Origin of the sequence: Streptomyces sp. NPDC046881 (assembly GCF_040645015.1) — a bacterium.
Taxonomy (GTDB): Bacteria; Actinomycetota; Actinomycetes; order Streptomycetales; family Streptomycetaceae; genus Streptomyces.
Map to the genome: position 1 here is coordinate 19,688 of NZ_JBEYXJ010000087.1, position 18,326 is coordinate 38,013.

Below are 18,326 nucleotides of genomic sequence, written 5' to 3' on the forward strand. Positions count from 1 at the left end.
CGGTTTGGTCGACGGCGAAAAACTTTTTCCCGGTCCGGGACCCGCGTTTTCGGCCCGCTGATCCGTAACCCCTCGGGGAGGTGTGTCTCGGTGCGGATGCGCGGTGCGCGAGGAAGAGCCGGCTGCGGCCACGGTGAGGGGGCCCGGATGCAGGCGGACGAGCTGCTGGTGCTCGTGGCGGGCGGCGACCAGCGAGCCTTCGAGGAGCTCTACGGACTGGTGTCCGGCCCGGTGTACGGGCTGGTGCGCCGGGTGGTGCGGGACCCCGCACAGTCCGAGGAGGTCGCCCAGGAGGTGCTGCTCGAACTGTGGCGCTCCGCCGCCCGGTTCGACCCCGGCCGGGGCAGCGCCCTGTCCTGGATCCTCACCCTCGCCCACCGCCGCGCCGTCGACCGGGTGCGCAGCGCCCGCGCGGCCGGGGAACGCGAGCAGCGCGAGGCGCTGCGCGCCGGTGAGCCCGCGTTCGACCAGGTCGCCGAGGAGGTCGAGGCCGGCCTGGAACGCGAGTGGGTGCGCCGCTGCCTGAACCGGCTCACGGCCCTGCAACGCCAGTCGGTGACCCTCGCCTACTACGACGGGTACACCTACCGTGAGGTGGCCGAGCGGCTGTCGCTGCCGCTGGGCACGGTCAAGACGCGGATGCGTGACGGGCTCACCCGGCTGCGCCAGTGCCTGGGAGGCGCCGTATGAGCATCCTCGGCAGACTGCTGCGCCGCGAGGACCTGCACTCCCTGGCCGCGCCCTACGCGCTCGACGCCCTCGAACCGGGCGAGCGGCGCCGATTCGAGAAGCACCTGGCGGGCTGCGACCGCTGCGCCGCCGAGGTGCGGGACCTGGCCGAGGACGCGGTCCGGCTCGCCTGGTCCACGGCGGCCCCGGCGCCCGCCGCGCTGCGCGACCGGGTCCTGTCCGCCGTCCGCAGCACCCCGCAGGAGCCGGCGCCGGCCCGCGGCCGCGCGGCCGCGCGGGCGCAGGCGCCGGGCCGGGAGCACGCACCGCTGCTGCCGCCGCACGTCTGGGGCGCCCAGCCGCCGCCGGGACGCGCCCGCACGCCCCGCAGGCGCCCCCTGTTCGTTCCGTTCGCCACGGTCACCGCCGCCGCGGCCCTCGTCGTCGCCTCCCTCTTCGCGGTCCAGGCGCACCGCACCGAGGACCGGCTCACCGCCGAGCAGGCCCGGGCACGTGAGATCGCCCACGTTCTAGCCGCTCCCGACGCCCGCGCGGCGAGCAGCGAGGACGCCCGCGGCCGCAGTATCGGAGTAATCGCTTCCGCCTCCGAGCGGGAGGCCGTCGTCACCCTCAGCGGATACGGCACCCCGTCCGGCGGGCGCGTACACCAGCTCTGGCTCATGCGCCCCCGTGAGCAACCGCGCTCCCTGGGCCTCCTGGCGGGCGACACGCCCTTGGTCGCGAAGGAAGTCGACGCCTCCTCGACGTCACTCGCCGTAACCGTCGAGCCTGACGGTGGATCAGCTCAGCCCACCGGTCAGCCGATTGTCCAACTCACCCTGAAATCGGTCGGATTCGGAGAGTAGTCAAAGAGGGATGGTCAACCCCCTTACAGGGAAGGTGAATCCTGTGGCCGAGATACACGCGTGCCCCGGTGGGGCGATAGGGTTACCCTGCCCGGGCCGGGTGGACTCGTACGGGTGGGGAGTGACATGGAACAGATAACAGTGCGCAGCAGGGCGAGGGTCCCTGCGATCACCTACGGGAGCAGCGCGACCAGTTCGCGCCTTGACCGCCATCTGTCGGTGCTGGCGGGTCCCGCCATACCGCAGCGGGAGACGGTCGAGGCGATCTCGCTGATGCGCGAACTGACGGCACGTGACTCCGTGCACCAGCGCAGTGACCGGGGCACGCGGATCGGCCGCGTCTCGCTCTTCGCGCCGCTGCGCCGGCTGCGCCGTTCGCTGTTCGGCGGTCACTGACCGCACCGCAGGACCCCTGACCCCGAGCAGGGGTGCCCGCGCTCAGGCCACCACACCGTCCCGGCGCAGCGCTGCGATCTCGTCGTCCGTCATCCCCACGGCACGCAGCAGCGCTCCGGTGTGCTGCCCGAGTGCGGGCACATCACCCATCCGTGCCTCGTCCCCGCCCGGCAGCGTGATGGGAGGCAGCAGCGCCTTCAGCGGCCCCACCGGCGAACCCACCTGACGCCACCGCTCCCGGGCCGCCAGCTGCGGATGCTCCGCCAGCTCGGGCAGATCCCGCAGCCGCGCACAGGCGATGCCCGCCTTCTCCAGCCGGGCCAGCGCCTCCTCGGCCGCCAGCAGTGCCAGCGCCCCGGCGACCAGGGCGTCGGTCCGCTCCCGGTGGGCCACCCGCGCGGCATTCGTGGCGTACGCCGGATCCGTGCCCAGCTCCGGGCGGCCTATGACCTGCTCGGCCAGCCGCTGCCATTCCCGGTCGTTCTGCACCGACAGCAGCACCCGCCCGCCGTCCGCCGTCGGATAGGCGTCGTACGGCGCGATCACCGCGTGCGCGAGCCCGGTGCGGGCCGGCGGTTCGCCGCCGTGCAGCGTGTGGTGCAGCGGATGGCCCATCCACTCGGCGAGCGCCTCCAGCATGGACACCTCCACCGGCCCGCCCCGCCCGGTCGTGCCGCGCCGCACGAGCGCGGCCAGCACACCGGAGAACGCGTACATGGCCGCCGCGATGTCCGCCGCCGGGATGCCCGCCTTCACCGGCTGCTCCGGCGTCCCGGTCACCGACACCAGCCCCGCCTCGCACTGCACGAGCATGTCGTACGCCCGCTTGTCCGAGTACGGCCCCGAGCCGCCGTAGCCCGAGATGTCCACGGCGATCAGCCGGGGGTGCCGGGCGCACAGCGTGGCCGCGTCCAGGCCGAGCCGGGCCGCGGCGCCGTGCGCCAGGTTCTGCACGAACACGTCCGCGTCCGCCACCAGCCGCCGTACGACCTCCAGGCCGCGCGGGTCCTTCAGGTCCAGGGCGACGGACTCCTTGCCCCGGTTGCACCACACGAAGTGCGAGGCCAGACCGCGGGCCGCCGTGTCGTAGCCGCGCGCGAAGTCGCCGCCGTCGACCCGCTCCACCTTGATGACGCGGGCGCCCAGATCGGCGAGCTGCCGGGTCGCGAAGGGTGCGGACACGGCCTGCTCGACGGCGACGACGGTGATGCCCTCCAGGGGCAGTGGGAGGTGATCCATGGGGTGGATGATCTCCCCTGACCGGCGGCTTTGTCAGCAGTGCGGGTTCACTCGGCCCGCGCGTACCTGCCCACCGCGAGCGGCAGGAACAGCGCGATCAGGCCCAGGCTCCACAGCAGGGACCCGGCGACCGGGTGGGCCACCGGCCAGGCGGCGTCCGCCGGGACGGGCGCGTTGCCGAAGAGGTCGCGCAGGGCGGTGGTCACCGCGCTGATCGGGTTCCACTCGGCGAGCGCGCGCAGCCAGCCCGGCAGGCCGTCCGTCGGGAGGTAGGCGTTCGACAGCAGCGGCAGCACGAAGGAGGAGGCGCCGAGCTGTCCGGCGGCGTCCTCGCTGCGGGACAGCAGGCCCAGGAGGATCCCGGCGCAGGTGCAGGCGAACCGGAACAGCAGCAGCAGCCCCACCGCACCGACGGCCCCGGCGGGGGACCCCTCGACCCGCCAGCCCACCGCGAGCGCGGTCAGCAGCAGCGGCACCGTCCCGACGGCCGTGACGACGAGGTCCGCGACGGCCTGCCCGAGGGGGACGGCGGCCCGGCTCACCGGCATCGTGCGGAACCGGTCCATGACGCCCCGGTGGGTGTCCTGGGCGGCCTGGAACATGCCGGTCATCAGCCCGCCGGCGGCCGTCGCGACGAGCAGCCCGGGCACCAGGAAGGAGCGGTACTCGCGGCCGGGCATCGCGAGCGCGCTGCCGAAGACGTAGCCGAAGAAGAGCAGCATGTTGACCGGCATCAGCTGGGTCAGGACCGCCAGCCCCGGGTTGTTGCGGACCCGGCGCAGCTGCCGGCCCGTCATCGTCAGTCCGTCGTACGCGAACGTGCTCATGCGGCGAGCTCCTCACGGCCGGCGGACTCCCCGGTGAGCCGCAGGAAGACGTCGTCGAGGGTGGGCGGGCGGATGCCCGCGTCCAGCAACGGCACGCCCGCCGCGTCCAGTTCGCGCACCAGGCGGGGCAGGGTGAGCGTCGGGTCGGTGGTGACCGCGCCGACGGCGTTCCGCTCGCGGTCGAACACCGGCTCCCTGCCGGTCAGCCGGTCGAGCACGGCCGCCGCCCGCGCCAGCGCGCCGGCGTCCGCGACCACCGCCTCCACCTGGAAGCCGATGAGCGCCTTGAGCGTGGCGGGCGCACCGGTGTGGGCGATCCGGCCCCGGTCCACCAGGGCGATCTCGTCGGCGAGCTGGTCGGCCTCCTCCAGGTACTGCGTGGTCAGCAGCACCGTCGTGCCGTCCGCCGTCAGCTCGCGCACGGCCTGCCAGACGCGGGCGCGGCCGGCCGGGTCGAGCCCGGTGGTCGGCTCGTCCAGGAAGAGCACGTCGGGGCGGCGGACCAGGCTCGCGGCCAGGTCCAGCCGGCGCCGCATCCCGCCGGAGTACGCCGACGCCCTCCGGTCCGCCGCCTCGGCCAGGCCGAAGCGCTCCAGCAGCTCGTCGGCCCGGGCGGCCGGCCCGCGCACCCGGTGCAGCCGGGCGAACAGCCGCAGGTTCTCCCGGCCGGTGAGGTCCCCGTCGACCGAGGCGTACTGCCCGGTGACACCGATCCGGCGGCGCACGGCCGCCGCCTCCCGCACCAGGTCGTGCCCGGCGATCCGCGCCGAGCCGCCGTCCGGGCGCAGCAGCGTGGTCAGCAGCCGCACCGCCGTCGTCTTGCCCGCCCCGTTCGGCCCCAGCAGCCCGCAGACCGTGCCCTCGGCGACCGCCAGATCCAGTCCGCGCAGGGCCCGCACGGCGCCGAAGCGCTTCTCCAGACCCTCACTAAGTACGGTGTACGTAGTAGTCATGCCGGGACCATACCGCACTACGTACGGTGTACGTAACTAGGATGGTGGCCGAGGTGATGACCGATGGCAGTCCGAGGGGCCGTCCCCGAGGTGATCTGGGCGCGCCCCGAGCGCACCGGCCGGGGCCCGAGACCGGCGTACACGCGGGACGACATCGCCGCCGCCGCGGTCCGGATCGCCGACGCGCAGGGGCTCGACGCGGTGTCGATGCGGCACGTCGCGGCCGAACTGGGCTGCGGCACCATGTCGCTGTACAACTACGTCCCCCGCAAGGAGGACCTGTACGAGCTGATGGTGGACGCGGTCAGCGCCGAGCACGCCCCGTGGGGGCCGAGCGGGGACTGGCGGGCCGACATGCGCCGCGTGGCCGCGCAGACGCGCGAGCTGATGCACCGGCACCCCTGGCTGCCCCGCCTGATGTCCCCCGTGTACGGCTTCAGCCCGAACGCCCTGCGCTACCTGGAGCACTGCCTGGCCTGCCTGGACCCGCTGGACGAGGCGTACGGCACCAAGCTGGAGCTGCTCGCGATGCTCAACGGCGTCGTGACGACGTACGTCCGCAACGAACTCGACACCGCCGAGCGGGCCCGTGCCCTGCCGTGGTCGCAGGACGAGGAGAACGCGGTCCGCATCGCCTACCTGGGCCGCCAGATCGCCTCCGGCGCCTACCCGCGCATGGCGGCGGCGTTCGCCGAGGACCCGGGGCCGATCGATCTGGAGGCGGTGTTCGAACGGGCGGTGGGGCGGGTCATCGACGCGTTCGCGCCGCGCTGACCGGGCACCGCCCGCCGGCGCCCCGGCCCGGCTCGCCGGGCGCGGGCGCCCGGGCCGCCCGCGAGAGCGGCCTTTCCCTCGTCGACAAGGAGTGACGGATCCGGTGGACCACGAGCGCGCTCGGCGCCAACTCGACCTGATCGCAGGGGTTCTGGCGGCCGCCCGGGCCGCCGGCGTCCCGCTCTGGCTGCGCGGCGGCTGGGCCATGGACTTCTTCCTGGGCGAGGTCACCCGGGAGCACGGGGACATCGACTGGTTCGCCTGGGCGAAGGACGCGGCACCGCTCGCCGGCACCCTGGTCCGGCTCGGCCACACCCCGGTTCCCGGACCGCCCGCCGACCTCCAGCTGGACTTCGTGAAGGACGGCCTGGAGAGCAGCTTCACCCTCGTTGGCACGGACGCGGCGGGCCGGGTGACCGTCGCCGGCGGGCCCTGGGCGGGCACCCCCTGGCCCGACGGGCTGCTCGGCGCGGAGCCGGGCCGCATCGGCGCGCTGGAGGCGCCGATCGTCGATCCGCGCGTCCAGATCGAGATCAAGCGCATGATGCCGGTCTGGGACCCCTCCCGGCCCCGCCGCGCCAAGGACGCCGAGGACATCGCCCGGCTGGAGGCCGCGCTGCGCCGGCGGGCGGCGGGCTGAAGCCTTTCGTCGGGAAGGCCGGATCAGGGAGCGGGTCGGTGCCAGGGCCCGCGAATCCGGCGCGAGTCGAACACAGGCCCTAGAGCAGCGCGAACTGCCCGTCCGGTCCCTCCTCGTGGTGGTCGAGGACCGAGGCGGGGCGGCGGGACGGCTCCGGCACCGGCAGGACGCCCGCCCGCCGCAGGTCGGCCGCCGTGACCGGTGACGCCGGCTTCAACTCGGCCCGCAGGGAGCGCACGTCCGCCAGCAGGGCGAGGACCGTGATCAGCTCCAGCAGCTCCGAGGTCCACGTCTGCGGCCAGGCCGCCGGGCGGATCGCGGCCAGGGTGCCCGGCTCGGCCGGTGCGGTGCGGGCCGCGAACCAGCTCTCCAGGACCCGGACCCCGGCCACCTCGTAGTCCCAGGCCTCGGGCGGGACGGGCGAGATCCGGCCCTCGTCCAGGTGCAGGGTCTCCTCCTCGCGGTCGTAGCGCAGGCCGACGGGCCGGTTCGGCAGGGGCGCGCGGACATAGGGGCGCCGACCGCCGGGCAGCTTGGGGCGCTCGCCGTCGCGGAGCATCAGCCACAGTGTCCGGCGGCCCACGTCCACGCCGGCCGCCCACAGGCCGGGGTCCTCGGTGAGCGGGACGGTGAGGTCGGGGCGGACCGCCGCCAGGATCCAGGCCAGCACGTCGGGCGCCGACGGTCGGGCGCCCAGCCGGGCCGAGAGGTGGTCCAGCAGGCCGGGGGCCAGGTTCGGCTCAGTGCCGCCGGGGCGGCGGTACAGCGGACGGACGCGGCCGCCGCGCAACACCGGCAGGTGCGAGGTCGCCAGCAGCGGGCCGTCGGCGTCGCCCGTCTCCACGGTGAACACCTGCCGCGCGTCCGCCACCCGCCACAGCTCCGGACGGGCCGCGTCCAGCAGCCGGTGGTCCGGGATCAGCCACTGCTCGTCGAAGGCGGCGGCCAGGACCCGCACCGGCTCCGCACAGGGCCCCTCCGCGCGCGCGAGCCGCTCCGTACCGGTGGCCTGCCCGGGCAACTGCCCCACCGCGGAGCGGAGCGTACGGGCGCGGGTCGCCTCGAACAGGCGCTCCCGGTCCGGCCCCTCGGCTCTCAGCAGGGCGTCCCAGCGGGCCCTGAGCGAGACCGCATCGGGCGCCAACGGCCAGGCGCGGCCCGGCCGCAACGGTGCGACGGACCACGGCATGAGGTCCGCCAGCAGCGGAGCGTCGTCGTGCGTCACGTCGGGCATGGTACGGCAGCGCCCGGAAGGGGCGCGGGGGGCTGCGCGACCGGCCACGACGGGCCCCGCGGACGACGGACGGCCCCGCCCGGCCGGACCGGCGCAGCGCTCACGCGTCGAGGGTGACCGTGAACGAGAAGCGGTCCCCCCGGTAGTGGATGACCGCCACGTCCAGCACCCGGCCCCCGGTGTCGTACGTCACGCCCGTGTAGTGCAGGATCGGGCTGAGCAGCGGGACTTCGAGCAGCCGGGCCGTCTCCGGGTCGGCGAGCCGGGCCTGAACGGTGTCCGTGATCCGGCTGATGTCCGCCTTCACCAGGTCCCGCAGCACCTTGGTCATCGGCCAGCGGACCAGGTCGTCCGGGTCGATGCGCTCGGCCAGTTCGGGACGGATGTGGTTGACGGCGTGGTTGGTCGGCTCGCCGGTCTTCTCGTCGCTGCGCAGGCGGTGGTACGCCACCACCTCCGCGAGGTCCGGGAAGTACTCGGCGAGCCCGGCCGGCACCGGCACCCGGCCGTGGCCGAGCAGTTCGGTCGTCATCCCGGACTGCTGGGCCACGATCGCGTCCACCGAGCCCAGCAGCCGGACCGGGGCCCCGCGCCGGACGTCGGGCTCGATGAACGTGCCGCGCCGCCGGTGCCGGCTGATCAGGCCCTCGTCCTCCAGCTCCTTCAGCGCCTGCCGCATGGTCAGCACGCTCACCCCGTAGTGCTCGGCCAGCTGTTCCTCGGTGGGCAGGCGCAGCGGGTCCTGGGGCGAGCGGCCCAGTATCGAGGCGCGCAGCGACTGCGACACCTGGTACCACAGCGGCAGCTTGCGGTTCAGGACGATCGAATCCGGAGCGAAGGAGGTCACGCGGCTATCCGTACCTGGCGGAGAACGTTCGGCGCAACGGCGGCGGTCACCCCCGGAAGTGCCGCTCCAGTCCCTGCCACACGTCGTCGTAGCGCTGCTGGAGGTGGTCGGCGCCCGCCGCGTGCGGGGTGAGGGTCACCGGCCAGCGGGTCTCGAACATGAACGCCAGCCCGTCGTCGATCCGCTGCGGCCGCAGCTCGGCCGCGCTCGCCCGGTCGAAGGTCTCCCGGTCCGGGCCGTGCGCCGACATCATGTTGTGCAGCGAGCCGCCGCCGGGCACGAAGCCCTCCGCCTTCGCGTCGTACGCGCCCTCGATCAGGCCCATGTACTCGCTCATCACGTTCCGGTGGAAGTACGGCGGCCGGAAGGTGTCCTCGCCCACCAGCCAGCGCGGAGCGAAGACCACGAAGTCCACGCCGGCCAGGCCCGGGGTGTCCGACGGGGAGGTCAGCACGGTGAAGATGGACGGGTCGGGGTGGTCGTAGGAGATGGTGCCGATCACATTGAACCGGCGCAGGTCATAGACGTACGGCACATAGTTACCGTGCCAGGCGACCACATCCAGGGGGCTGTGGTCGTAGGTGGCCGTCCAGAGGTTGCCGCAGAACTTGTTCACCACCTCCACCGGGCCCTCGACGTCCTCGTACGCCGCGACCGGAGCCCGGAAGTCCCGCGGGTTCGCGAGCCCGTTGGCACCGATCGGGCCGAGGTCGGGCAGCCGGAACGGCGCCCCGTAGTTCTCGCAGACATAGCCCCGGGCGGTCGGGCTCTGCCCGCCGTCGGACGCAGTGTCCAGCAGCTCCACACGGAAGCGCACCCCACGCGGGATCAGCGCGACATGGCCCGGCTCCACATGCAGCCGGCCGAACTCGGTGTGCAGCAGCAGTCCGCCCCGCTCCGGCACGATGAGCAGCTCGCCGTCCGCGTCGGAGAAGACCCGCTCCATCGAGGCGTTGGCGTGGTACAGGTGCACGGCCATGCCGGCACGCTGGGTCGCGTCGCCGTTGCCGCCCAGGGTCCACAGGCCGCCGAGGAAGTCGGTGCCGGCCGGGGGCTCGGGCAGCGGGTTCCAGCGCAGCCGGTTGGGGTCGGGCACGGTCTCGGTGAAGGGGGCCGTGCGCAGCGCGCCGTTGCCGGTGCGGGTGAACGCCGGGTGCGCGGCCGACGGGCGGATGCGGTACAGCCAGGAGCGCCGGTTGTGCGCCCGCGGCTCGGTGAACGCCGTACCGCTCAGCTGCTCGGCGTACAGGCCGAGCGGCGCGCGCTGCGGCGAGTTGCGGCCCTCGGGCAGGGCGCCCGGCACCGCCTCCGAGGCGTGTTCGTTGCCGAACCCGGTCAGGTACGTCAGCCCCTCGGCGGTCTTCCGTGCGTCCCCGCTCATGCTCGCTCCCTCGCGTTCCCGATTCCTATGCAACACCGTAGGAATCAGCGGGGGCCCGCGCAAGAGGTCCCGGGTCCTCCGCCAGGGGTAGGGGCGGAACCAGACCTGAGGGGGATCCGGGGCGCCGGGCCGCTGTTCTACGCTCCCGGTCATGTCGTGGACGAAGTGGAAGCGTGGACCGCTCGCCGCGCTCGCGGTGTGCGTCCTGCTGCCGTTCGGAGCGGCGGCCTGCACCGCCGGCGAGGCGCACGGGGGGACGGTCTCCCCCTCGCCCGTGGGGAAGGTGCTGGACGAGACGGACGACACCGGCCGGAACCTGCGCGAGGTGCCCACGAAGAACGCCCCCCGGGTCGGCATCGAGGTCGCCCCGGACCCGGCCGGCGGCTGGGACGTCCGGCTGGCCTTCCGGCACTTCCGCTGCTCCGCGCCGGGCGCGCGGCCGGCGGCCGTCACCGGCCACGGCTTCGCCCGGCTCTTCGTGGACGGCCGCGGGATCGCCCAGCTCCGCGGCCCCGCGTACCACGTGCCCGCCGGCGTCGTCCCGCACGGCACCCACGAGGTCACCGCGCGCCTGTACGCCGACGACGGCACGGTCTGGGCCGTCCACGGCAAGCCGGTCGAGAGCACCGCCGACATCACGGTGTCCGACGCCGAGGCGGACGCACCGGATCCGCCGGCCTCGGCCGCGTCCCCCGCTGCGGGCGGATGAGCACCGCCGGCGGGTGAGGCCGCCGGCGCCCCCGTCCTCGTGGGTGAGTGCACCGGCCGTCCGTCCCCGTACTGGGGGGAGAGGTTCACCGGACCCCGGCGGAAAGGCATCATGAAGCCCGTGCCCCACGCGACATCGCTCCGCCGCGCGCCCGTCCAGCGGCGCAGCGCCGAACGCCTGACCAGGATCCTGGACGCCTGCGCCGAACTCCTCGACGAGGTCGGCTACGACGCCCTGAGCACGCGCGCGGTCGCCGAGCGCGCCGGAGTTCCCATCGGCTCGGTCTACCGCTTCTTCGGCAACAAGCGGCAGATGGCCGACGCCCTCGCCCAGCGCAACCTGGAGCGGTACGTCGAGCGCGTCACCGAGCGGCTGAAGGAGGCCCGCGAGGGGGACTGGCGGGCCGCGATGGACGCCGTCCTGGACGAGTACCTCGCCATGAAGCGCACCGCACCCGGCTTCTCCCTGGTCGACTTCGGCAACCAGATCCCGGTCGGCGTCCGGCAGGCCGAGCCCAACACCCGGGTCGCCGACCGGCTCATCCAGCTGCTCTCCGGCTATCTGGGCCGCACCCCGGACGAGGAGCTGGGCCGCGTCTTCCTGGTCGCCGTGGAGACCGCGGACACCCTGGTCCAGCTGGCCTTCCGGGTCGATCCCGCGGGGGACGAGGCGATCATCCACGAGACCCGGGAGCTGCTGCGCGCGTACCTGGGGCGGGTGCTGGACTGACGCGCGGCGCGCCCGGCGGGCCGGCGGACCGGCGCGGCCGGATCCCGCACCGTGACGGTCGCCGGCCGCGGATCACGCCCTCTCGATGGTCGACCCCGCCCGCGGACGACCTGCTGCCCGAGGGCGAGGCCGACCGCCTCGTGGAAGCGGTCGTACGGGCCCTGACTGCCGCACCGGAGACGGGCGCCGCGATCCGCGCGGAGCTGTCCGCCTACCGGCGTGCCCTGGGGGACCGCGGGCCCGGCCGGGCCGCCGAGGCGGCCCTCACGGACGCGTTCCTCGCCGAGCTGGTGCCGCTCGGGCACACCGCGCAGAGCGCACTGCCCGAAGGCCACCCGTACGCGGCGGCGGTGGCACCGGATCACCGCCTTCCGTGCCCGCGGCGCGGAACCCTGCTGAAGCCTCGCCGCATGCCGGGACAGGGCCCGCGGGCCGGCGCATGCGCGATCTCACCCCGTCAGGGGCCTCCCGTTCATGCCGACTGGTCGGTATCCTCGCCTGACGTTCGCGCGTCATGCCCGACGCCACACACCGGGAGGACCCGTGTCCCGCACCGCCCTGCGAATCTGCCCCCTGTGCGAGGCCACCTGCGGGCTGACCCTCACCATCGAGGGCACCCGCGTCACCGGCGCCCGCGGCGACCGGGACGACGTCTTCAGCAAGGGGTTCATCTGCCCCAAGGGCGCCGCCTTCGGTGCCGTCGACGGCGACCCCGACCGGCTGCGCACCCCGCTGGTGCGCGAGCACGGCACCCTGCGCGAGGCCACCTGGGAGGAGGCCTTCGACGCGGTCGCCGCCGGCCTGCGCCCGGTCGTCGAGCGGTACGGCCCCGACGCCGTCGGCGTGGTCCTCGGCAATCCCAACGTGCACACCATGGCCGGCGGCCTCTACCCGCCCGTCCTGATCGGCGCCCTGCGCACCAGGAGCCTGTTCACCGCCTCCACGGTCGACCAGATGCCCAAGCACGTCTCCAGCGGACTGCTGTTCGGGGACGCCCACGCGATCCCGGTACCCGACCTCGACCACACCGACCACCTGCTGCTCCTCGGCGCCAACCCGCTGGAGTCCAACGGCAGCCTGTGCACCGCCCCCGACTTCCCCGGCCGGCTCAAGGCCCTCAAGGCCCGCGGCGGCCGCCTCACCGTCGTGGACCCGCGCCGCACCCGCACCGCCAAGCTCGCCGACCGGCACCTCGCGATCCGCCCCGGCACCGACGCCCTGCTGCTCGCCGCGATGGCGCACACCCTCTTCGCCGAGGACCTGACCGACCTCGGGCACCTCGCACCGCACGTCGAAGGGCTCGACGAACTCCGGGACGCACTGGGCGACTTCACCCCCGAGGCCGTGGCCCCCGCCTGCGACCTGGACGCCGGTGACATCCGCACCCTGGCCCGCGACCTCGCCGCCGCCCCCACCGCCGCCGTCTACGCCCGCATCGGCAGCTGCACCGTCCCGCACGGCACCCTGGCCAGCTGGCTGGTCGACGTCCTCAACATCCTCACCGGCAATCTGGACCGCCCCGGCGGCGCCCTCTTCCCGCAGGCCGCCACCGACAGGACACCCCGCCCGGCGGGCCCCGGCCGCGGCTTCGCGCTCGGCCGCTGGCACTCCCGGGTGAGCGGACACCCCGAGGCCAAGGGCGAGTTGCCGCTCTCCGCGCTCGCCGAGGAGATCGACACCGCGACCGACGAGGGCAGCCCGGTGCGCGCCCTGATCGCGATCGCCGCCAACCCCGTGCTCTCCGCACCCGACGGAGACCGCCTCGACAAGGCCCTGGAGTCCCTGGACTTCATGGTCAGCGTCGACCCGTACCTGAACGAGACCTCCCGCCACGCCCACGTCGTGCTGCCGCCGCCCCCGCCCGCGCAGAGCCCGCACCACGACTTCGCCTTCAACACCCTCGCCGTGCGCAACCAGGTCCGCTACAGCCGCCCCGCCGTCCCGCTGGAGCCCGGCCGCATGGCGGAGAGCGAGATCCTCGCCCGGCTGATCCTGGCGGTGAGCGGCATGCACGGCGCCGACCCGGCCGCCGTCGACGCCATGGTCATCGACCAGACCCTGGCCAAGGCGGTACAGGACGAGCACTCGCCGGTGTCCGGCCACGACCCGCGCGAGCTGGCCGGCCGGCTCACCGGCGACAACGGCCCCGAGCGGCGGCTGGACCTGATGCTGCGCCTCGGCCCGTACGGCGACGGCTTCGGCGCCCGGCCCGACGGGCTGAGCCTGGCCAGGCTGCTCGACCACCCGCACGGCATCGACCTCGGCCCGCTGCGCCCGCGCCTGCCGCAGCCGCTGAAGACCCGCAGCGGCAAGGTCGAGCTGCTGCCCGAGCCGATCGCCGGCGACCTGCCCCGGCTCCGCGCGGCCCTGCGCGAGCGCCCTGCGGGCCTGGTCCTGGTCGGCCGCCGCCATCTGCGCTCCAACAACAGCTGGATGCACAACGTGCCCGCCCTCACCGGCGGCAGCAACCGCTGCACCGTGCACATCCACCCCGAGGACGCCGCCCGCCTCGGCGTCCGGGACGGCGCGGACGTACGGCTCAAGGGCGCCGGGGGAGAGGTGGTGGCCCCCGCCGAGGTCACCGACGGCATCCGGCCCGGGGTGGTGAGCCTGCCGCACGGCTGGGGCCACGACCGGCCCGGCACCCGGCTCGGCCACGCCGCCGCCGATCCCGGCGTCAACGTCAACCAGCTGCTCGACGGCAGCCTGCTCGACCCGCTGTCGGGCAACGCGGTGCTCAACGGCGTCCCGGTCGAGCTCACCGCCGTCGTCGCACAGCCGTGACCTGGAGTTTTGCGCTTATTGCTCGCGCGTCAACGTCTTGTTAACGCCGTTTGAACGGACCTAACGTCATCGCACCGCCGACCCCCAGGTGGGATGTTCAAGGGCGAACGTTAGGTATCCATTCATGCTGACCATCCTCGGCTTCGCCATGATCGCGACCTTCCTGGTCCTGATCATGCTGAAGAAGATGTCGCCGATCGCGGCGCTCGTGCTCATACCCGCGCTGTTCTGCGTGTTCGTGGGCAAGGGCGCCAAGCTCGGCGACTACGTCATCGACGGCGTCACCGGCCTCGCCCCCACCGCGGCGATGCTCATGTTCGCGATCGTCTACTTCGGTGTGATGATCGATGTCGGCCTCTTCGACCCGGTCGTGCGGGGCATCCTGAAGTTCTGCAAGGCCGATCCGCTGCGCATCGTGGTCGGTACGGCGGTCCTCGCCGGGATCGTCTCCCTGGACGGCGACGGCTCCACCACCTTCATGATCACCGTCTCGGCGATGTACCCGCTGTACAAGCGCCTGAAGATGTCCCTGGTCGTGATGACCGGCGTCGCCGCGATGGCCAACGGCGTGATGAACACCCTGCCGTGGGGCGGTCCGACCGCCCGCGCCGCCACCGCGCTCAAGCTCGACGCCGGCGACATCTTCGTGCCGATGATCCCGGCCCTCGCCACCGGCCTGCTGTTCGTCTTCGCCCTCGCCTACGTCCTCGGCCGCCGCGAGCGCAAGCGGCTCGGCGTGCTCACGCTGGACGAGGTGATGGTCGAGGAGACCGAGACCGTGCTCGTGGGCGCCGGCTCCGGCGCCGCGGCCCGGCCCGCGGCGGGCTCCGGCGCGGACGCCGAGGCGACGGCGGCTTCCGGCTCCGGCACCGGTGCGCCCGGTGACGAGCCCGCCGACGAGGGCTTCCAGGGCCTCGACCCGAACCGTCCCACCCTGCGCCCCGGGCTCTACTGGTTCAACGCGCTGCTCACGGTCGTCCTGCTCACCGCCATGATCATGGAGTGGCTGCCGATCCCGGTGCTGTTCCTGCTCGGCGCGGCCCTCGCCCTGACCGTCAACTTCCCGCACATGCCGGACCAGAAGGCCCGCATCGCCGCCCACGCGGAGAACGTCCTCAACGTCTCCGGCATGGTCTTCGCCGCCGCCGTGTTCACCGGCGTCCTGCAGGGCACCGGGATGGTCGACCACATGGCCGAGTGGCTGGTGGGCAACATCCCCGACGGCATGGGCCCGCACATGGCGTTCGTCACCGGCGTGCTGAGCATCCCGCTGACCTACTTCATGTCCAACGACGGCTTCTACTTCGGCATCCTGCCGGTGCTCGCCGAGGCCGGGCAGGCGCACGGCGTGCCCGCGGTGGACATCGCCCGCGCCTCGATCATCGGCCAGCCCCTGCACATGTCCAGCCCGCTCGTCCCCGCCGTGTACGTCCTGGTCGGCATGGCCAAGGTCGAGTTCGGCGACCACACCCGGTTCGTGGTCAAGTGGGCCGCGCTCACCGCACTGGTGGTGCTCGGCGCGGCAATCCTGTTCGGCATCGTCTGACCACTCGACGGAGGTCGCACCCATGGCGCCCGGTGGGAACCGAGGCTGGCTGCTCCGCCTCGTCATCGCCTTCTCCTTCGCGCAGGGGGCGGTGTCGATGGCCCGGCCCGCGGTCTCCTACCGGGCCCTCGCGCTGGGCGCGGACGAACGCGCGGTCGGTGTCATCGCCGGTGTGTACGCGCTGCTGCCGCTGTTCGCCGCCGTACCGCTCGGCCGGCGCACCGACCACGGCCGCTGCGCGCCCCTGCTGCCGGCGGGCGTGGTCCTCATCGCCGGCGGCTGCGCGCTGAGCGGACTCGCCGGCTCGCTGTGGGCGATGGCCCTGTGGAGCGGGGTGATGGGCCTCGGCCACCTGTGCTTCGTGATCGGCGCCCAGTCGCTGGTGGCCCGCCAGTCCGCGCCGCACGAACAGGACCGCAACTTCGGCCACTTCACCATCGGCGCCTCCCTCGGCCAGCTCATCGGCCCGGTCGCCGCGGGCACGCTCATCGGCGGCCCCGACAGGGCGCACAGCAGCGCGCTCGCCCTCGTGGCGGCGGGCACGGGCGCGGCCGTCGCGTTCGCCTCGCTGTGGCGCATCGAGGACCGTACGGCCGCCGGCTCCCGCCCGGAGCGGGGCCCCCGGGTGCCGGTCGCCGGCATCCTGCGCGCCCGGGGGGTGCCCGCGGGCATACTGATCAGCCTGTCGGTGCTGTCCGCGACCGACATCCTCACCGCCTACCTGCCGGTGGTCGGCGAGCACCGGGGCATCGCGCCGTCGGTGATCGGCGTCCTGCTCAGCCTCCGGGCCGGCGCCACCATCGCCTGCCGGCTCGTGCTCACCCCGCTGCTGCGGCTGCTGGGCCGGCCCGCGCTGCTCACCGTGACCTGTCTGCCGGCCGCGTTGCTGTGCGCGGGGGTGGCGCTGCCGGTGCCGGTGTGGGTGCTCGGCGCGATGCTCACGGTCCTCGGTTTCTGCCTGGGCGTGGGCCAGCCGCTGTCGATGACGACGGTGGTGCAGGCGGCTCCCGACGAGGCCCGCTCCACCGCGCTCGCCCTGCGGCTGACCGGCAACCGGCTCGGCCAGGTGGCGGCGCCCGCCACCGCGGGTCTCGTCGCCGGTCTGGCGGGGGTCGCTGCGCCGTTCGTGATGCTGGGGGCGTTGCTCCTGCTGGCGTCGGGGGTGGCGCTGCGGTCGCCGGGCCGGCCCGCGGGCTCGGCCGGACGGGTGACCGGGACGGGGCGGAAGCGGCCGGGATTGCGCCGCACGAGCGATCTCTGACGGCGCGTCGGGCCCCGGTGCCGACGGCTCCTGGGGTGCATGGCGCAGAGTCCAGGCGAAAGAGCGATTTGTATGAAAATCGTCTGAACTCGGAGGATTGCGCATGCCCACCCTGTCACTCCCACGCGCCGCCGGCTCTCGCGCGGGCGCCGCAGTCGTCCTCACCGCCCTCGCCGCGGCCGGCGCGTCATGGGTGGCGGCGCCGAACGCGGCGGCCCAGGGGGAGAACGGCGACATCCGGATCCACGACGAGCGCCACCTCCGCGGCACGCTCGTGGGGTCGGCCAAGGACGATCCGGTGGTCTGCAGGTTCTATCTCGAAGCCGTCAATTTCGACACCCTCACGGCCGTCGCCTACACCATCACCCCGCAGCCCCCGCTCGCCACCGCCGCCACCGTCACCGGCACCATCCAGCTCGCGGGGGGCGCCGGGCACACCGACCCGCTGGGCCTGTCGGACGGGCAGTACAAGCTCAGCTGGGCCGTGGGCACACCCGTGGCGCTGAAGGAGAAGGTCTTCCGCGTCAACTGCAAGGACGGGCGCCACGAAGGGGACAAGGGCGACAACGGCCCCAACGGGCAGATCGCCGACCACCAGCAGAACGACGGGTCCTGGGGCCAGGGCGGCGACCACGACGGCCCCAAGGGCGGGGTACACGCGGGCGGCGGCGGTCTCATCGACACGGCCGCCGCGTACTCCCCGGTGGCCGCCGCGGGCGCCGTGGGGCTGATCGCCGTCTGCGGTGTCGTGTACGTCCGGCTGCGCCGGCGGCCCGATGGTGCCGCGTAGGCACCGACGCAGGCCCTGGTACCGGACCCGCGCCTACCGCCTCGTCAGGACGGCCCTGCTCGCGGTCGTCCTGGTGACGGTGGTCTCCCGGTGCGGGGCGGGCGGAGCCGCCGGGCACGGCCCGGACGCAATGGCTGCCTCCGGTGCCTCCCGGGCCGACGGGGGCGACCCGCCGCCCCGCCCGCTGCCCCGGTCCCGGCCGACGTCCTTCCGTGTGCGCTCGCTGGGCATCGACGCCCCCGTCACCCCGCTCCGCCTCGACGGGAACCGGCAGCTGGAGACGCCTCCCGTCGACACGCCCAAGCTGGTGGGCTGGTACCAGGGCGGTCCCACGCCGGGCGAGGCCGGCACCGCGATCGCCGTCGGGCACCGCGACACCCGTACCGGGCCCGCCGTGTTCGCCGGGCTCGCCCAGGTCCCGCCCGGCAAGCCCATCGAGGTCGGGCGGGCGGACGGCCGTACCGCCGTCTACTCCGTGGACCGGGTGGAGGTCTACGACAAGGCCGGCTTCCCCGACAAGGAGGTCTACGGCCCGACCGGCCGCCCGGAACTGCGGGTGATCACCTGCGGCGGCCTCTTCAGCCGGCGGACCGGCTACACCAGCAACGTGGTGGTCTTCGCCCATCTGACCGCGACCAGGTGACCGGCGGGCCGGCCGGCGCGGACCACCTGCCCGCGCCG

18 protein-coding genes are annotated in these 18,326 nt (G+C 74.2%); 12 read left to right on the plus strand and 6 right to left on the minus strand.

Annotated elements, in window-relative coordinates:
• The first annotated feature begins 147 nt into the window (after positions 1-147).
• The 3 genes from ABZ923_RS30905 to ABZ923_RS30915 all read left to right on the plus strand — a co-directional run bounded on the left by ABZ923_RS30905 (position 148) and on the right by ABZ923_RS30915 (position 1,931).
• Positions 148-690 carry a sigma-70 family RNA polymerase sigma factor gene (locus tag ABZ923_RS30905; RefSeq protein ID WP_358642345.1) on the plus strand — a complete coding sequence of 181 codons (543 nt, stop codon included), beginning with the start codon at positions 148-150 and terminating at the stop codon, positions 688-690.
• Positions 687-1,535, plus strand: a complete 849-nt coding sequence (locus ABZ923_RS30910) for an anti-sigma factor (protein ID WP_361478106.1) — start codon at positions 687-689, stop codon at positions 1,533-1,535. Before ABZ923_RS30905 ends, ABZ923_RS30910 begins: the two co-directional genes overlap by 4 nt.
• A 126-nt stretch (positions 1,536-1,661) precedes the next feature.
• On the plus strand, positions 1,662-1,931 hold the full coding sequence (locus ABZ923_RS30915; protein ID WP_361478109.1) for a hypothetical protein: 270 nt from the start codon (positions 1,662-1,664) through the stop codon (positions 1,929-1,931).
• A 42-nt stretch (positions 1,932-1,973) separates the two neighbouring features.
• Here ABZ923_RS30915 and ABZ923_RS30920 read toward each other — a convergent pair whose 3' ends face one another.
• The 3 genes from ABZ923_RS30920 to ABZ923_RS30930 are packed head-to-tail and all read right to left on the minus strand — an operon-like array spanning position 1,974 to position 4,950.
• Positions 1,974-3,170, minus strand: coding sequence for a CaiB/BaiF CoA-transferase family protein (locus ABZ923_RS30920; protein WP_361478112.1), 1,197 nt, complete (start codon positions 3,168-3,170; stop codon positions 1,974-1,976).
• A 47-nt stretch (positions 3,171-3,217) separates the two neighbouring features.
• The gene (locus ABZ923_RS30925; protein WP_361478114.1) at positions 3,218-3,997 is read right to left on the minus strand and encodes an ABC transporter permease; all 780 of its coding nucleotides are present in this window, start codon (positions 3,995-3,997) and stop codon (positions 3,218-3,220) included.
• Complete coding sequence (locus ABZ923_RS30930; protein WP_361478117.1) at positions 3,994-4,950, minus strand: ATP-binding cassette domain-containing protein; 957 nt, start codon at positions 4,948-4,950, stop codon at positions 3,994-3,996. Before ABZ923_RS30930 ends, ABZ923_RS30925 begins: the two co-directional genes overlap by 4 nt.
• 63 nt (positions 4,951-5,013) lie before the next feature.
• Here ABZ923_RS30930 and ABZ923_RS30935 point away from each other — a divergent pair, with 63 nt between their 5' ends.
• A complete protein-coding gene (locus tag ABZ923_RS30935) occupies positions 5,014-5,724 on the plus strand; it encodes a TetR/AcrR family transcriptional regulator (protein ID WP_361478120.1) in 711 nt (236 codons plus the stop codon).
• 103 nt (positions 5,725-5,827) lie between these two features.
• The gene (locus ABZ923_RS30940) at positions 5,828-6,364 is read left to right on the plus strand and encodes an aminoglycoside adenylyltransferase (protein ID WP_361478123.1); all 537 of its coding nucleotides are present in this window, start codon (positions 5,828-5,830) and stop codon (positions 6,362-6,364) included.
• Positions 6,365-6,443: 79 nt separating this feature from the next.
• Here ABZ923_RS30940 and ABZ923_RS30945 read toward each other — a convergent pair whose 3' ends face one another.
• From ABZ923_RS30945 to hmgA, 3 genes are all read right to left on the minus strand, one after another.
• Positions 6,444-7,598: a type ISP restriction/modification enzyme gene (locus ABZ923_RS30945; RefSeq protein ID WP_361478125.1), complete on the minus strand. Its 1,155-nt coding sequence runs from the start codon at positions 7,596-7,598 to the stop codon at positions 6,444-6,446.
• A 100-nt stretch (positions 7,599-7,698) separates the two neighbouring features.
• Positions 7,699-8,445 carry a GntR family transcriptional regulator gene (locus tag ABZ923_RS30950; protein WP_361478128.1) on the minus strand — a complete coding sequence of 249 codons (747 nt, stop codon included), beginning with the start codon at positions 8,443-8,445 and terminating at the stop codon, positions 7,699-7,701.
• Between the two features lie 46 nt (positions 8,446-8,491).
• The gene (gene hmgA / locus ABZ923_RS30955) at positions 8,492-9,826 is read right to left on the minus strand and encodes a homogentisate 1,2-dioxygenase (protein ID WP_361478130.1); all 1,335 of its coding nucleotides are present in this window, start codon (positions 9,824-9,826) and stop codon (positions 8,492-8,494) included.
• A gap of 151 nt (positions 9,827-9,977) precedes the next feature.
• Here hmgA and ABZ923_RS30960 point away from each other — a divergent pair, with 151 nt between their 5' ends.
• The 7 genes from ABZ923_RS30960 (at position 9,978) to ABZ923_RS30990 (ending at position 18,288) form a co-directional block, all read left to right on the plus strand.
• Positions 9,978-10,535, plus strand: coding sequence for a hypothetical protein (locus ABZ923_RS30960; RefSeq protein ID WP_361478133.1), 558 nt, complete (start codon positions 9,978-9,980; stop codon positions 10,533-10,535).
• Between the two features lie 111 nt (positions 10,536-10,646).
• On the plus strand, positions 10,647-11,264 hold the full coding sequence (locus tag ABZ923_RS30965; protein WP_361478136.1) for a TetR/AcrR family transcriptional regulator: 618 nt from the start codon (positions 10,647-10,649) through the stop codon (positions 11,262-11,264).
• A gap of 543 nt (positions 11,265-11,807) precedes the next feature.
• The gene (locus tag ABZ923_RS30970) at positions 11,808-14,048 is read left to right on the plus strand and encodes a molybdopterin oxidoreductase family protein (protein ID WP_361478139.1); all 2,241 of its coding nucleotides are present in this window, start codon (positions 11,808-11,810) and stop codon (positions 14,046-14,048) included.
• 124 nt (positions 14,049-14,172) lie between these two features.
• A complete protein-coding gene (locus tag ABZ923_RS30975) occupies positions 14,173-15,594 on the plus strand; it encodes a citrate:proton symporter (protein WP_361478142.1) in 1,422 nt (473 codons plus the stop codon).
• A 22-nt stretch (positions 15,595-15,616) separates the two neighbouring features.
• Positions 15,617-16,855, plus strand: a complete 1,239-nt coding sequence (locus ABZ923_RS30980; protein ID WP_361478145.1) for an MFS transporter — start codon at positions 15,617-15,619, stop codon at positions 16,853-16,855.
• A gap of 103 nt (positions 16,856-16,958) precedes the next feature.
• Positions 16,959-17,645, plus strand: a complete 687-nt coding sequence (locus tag ABZ923_RS30985) for a hypothetical protein (RefSeq protein WP_361478148.1) — start codon at positions 16,959-16,961, stop codon at positions 17,643-17,645.
• Positions 17,632-18,288 (plus strand): class F sortase, encoded by a 657-nt coding sequence (locus tag ABZ923_RS30990; RefSeq protein ID WP_361478151.1) that lies wholly within the window; start codon positions 17,632-17,634, stop codon positions 18,286-18,288. The genes ABZ923_RS30985 and ABZ923_RS30990 overlap by 14 nt, the downstream gene beginning before the upstream one ends.
• The last annotated feature ends 38 nt before the right edge of the window (positions 18,289-18,326 follow it).